The 1,697-nt window shown below is 59.6% G+C and carries 1 protein-coding gene and 2 pseudogenes; 2 read left to right on the top strand and 1 reads right to left on the bottom strand.

Annotated elements, in window-relative coordinates:
* On the bottom strand, nucleotides 1-407 hold a 407-nt coding region (locus D6B98_RS39545), incomplete at its 3' end, for a hypothetical protein (RefSeq protein ID WP_164719175.1).
* Between the two features lie 29 nt (nucleotides 408-436).
* Between D6B98_RS39545 and D6B98_RS40430 the strand changes: the two are divergent.
* Together D6B98_RS40430 and D6B98_RS39535 are read left to right on the top strand one after the other, a co-directional pair.
* A pseudogene (locus D6B98_RS40430) lies at nucleotides 437-541 on the top strand (ATP-binding protein); the annotation flags it as partial.
* A 693-nt stretch (nucleotides 542-1,234) separates the two neighbouring features.
* Nucleotides 1,235-1,372 (top strand): annotated as a pseudogene (locus tag D6B98_RS39535) (IS66 family transposase); the annotation flags it as partial.
* Between the last annotated feature and the right edge of the window lie 325 nt (nucleotides 1,373-1,697).

Here is a 1,697-nt window from a genome sequence, read left to right as displayed (position 1 = left end):
GCGAGGATTTGAGCGATCTGGGTTTGCGTCGCGGTCGCGGAATCTCGGCCGTCGGACGGCCAGGTGGATTTGCCAACATCGGCAGGGGTCGATACGCAACGCGACCTGGAAGCGGTCGGTGGGTCATCGCGAATCACCTTCTCGTCGAGAAGGCTCAGACTCGCGCTCAAATGTTGCATCAATGGGATCAGCGTACGTGCACTGATGCGCGGCAGATCGGCGGCGTTCGGGCGGGAAGTGATTGGCGTCTCGGCAAGATCCGTCGACGCAATCCGAACTGCCCGCGGCCGGCCGTCCGGCAGCGCGACAACGACGTAGGCGGGACCGCGCCCCGACCGCTTCTTCAGCACCTCAAGCCGGTGCCCAAACAGAAAATGATGCGGGTCGGTGATCGTGACGTGAGACACGACCCGTTCCAAAATAGGGGCACTCTGTCGTGTTCGGTGACCCTACGCTCGCTGACGCCATCCTGGATCGTCTCGTCCATAACGCGCACCGCCTCCAGCTCGTCGGCGACGCATGCGAAAACGCAACGCTAAAACCATCACCCTTGACGAGCAGCCAGAACGCTGACTCTATGACCGCCTCGGCCGGAGCGGGCTGCTCACGATCGTCTGAATTCATCGCTCACGATCGCGCGAAATCGCTGCTCACCATCAGTGAAATATGCAGACACAGGCAGGTCTCCTGGGGTCACGCATGAATCTTCCGTATCGTGCCGTCAGCAAACACCTTGGTACGATGGGTGAATGAGTAACGCCTTCGCCCCCATACTGCGGGCTCGACCTTGCCCCATCTTTGGCCGACCTGTTCATCTGTGGGTTGCCCCTCGATTACAGCCCGATACTTCTCCTCAAACCCTTCGGATTCCGGATCGCTCCGGACACCCTGTCCTCCAAACGCTCTCGCGTCTGGCCAACGAGGCATTACCCCCGTCTTCGGATACGGTCCTCCTCATTCGAGCACCGAAGGGACTTCAACCCTCCTGATTCACGCGCTGCCCAGCGCACAGTATGGCGGGTCGACTCCCACGATGACGCTTTCGGAGCCTGCTCAGTGTTCACTCGCAAGTTGCGGCCCGCGCGGACCGATGTCCCCCAAAAGGGGCCTTTTCTCAGAGTGCTTCAGGTCATTCGTCGCCTCCTGACCCGCTCCGAGTACTTCCGGCTGGAGCGAGAGTTCGCCGGCCTGGATTTTCACCAGGGAGAACAGTGCGCCTTGGCAAGGCACACACACCAACACAGTCGAGAACGCCATCCGGCCAGTTTGCCTGACCAGGAAAAATGCGCTTTTCGCTGGTCATGAAATCGGGGCAGAAAACTGGGCCTTGCTCGCGTCGATCGTCGCCACCTGCAAGCTCAACGACGTCAACTGCGGATTCCGATGATCTCGCCCGGGTGTACCGATTTGATCTCGCCCAGGATTCCGAGATGATCTCGCCCACCCTTCCGATTTGATGTCGCCCGGGGCGCGAGGCGTTCTGGCTGTGTGGTTTCTGGCATCGGCGAAGCCGCGTGGTCAATCTTGAATCGCGGCTCGAAAGACTTGTTTTTTGCTGCTCCTGCTGTGATGGGGTGGACGCCCCTCGACGGCATCGATGTGCCAAAGTGAAGGGTGTTGAACCGTCACAAATGAGGAAGCGTCCATGAACGAAGTTAGCACGATTGGACTAGACTTGGCGAAACATGTTTTTCAGG

The sequence above is a fragment of the Bradyrhizobium sp. LVM 105 genome (genome assembly GCF_003957705.1).
Taxonomy (GTDB): domain Bacteria; phylum Pseudomonadota; class Alphaproteobacteria; order Rhizobiales; family Xanthobacteraceae; genus Bradyrhizobium; species Bradyrhizobium frederickii.
Note: the sequence above shows the minus strand (reverse complement) of the source record. Positions and strands in the feature narration are given on the sequence as shown.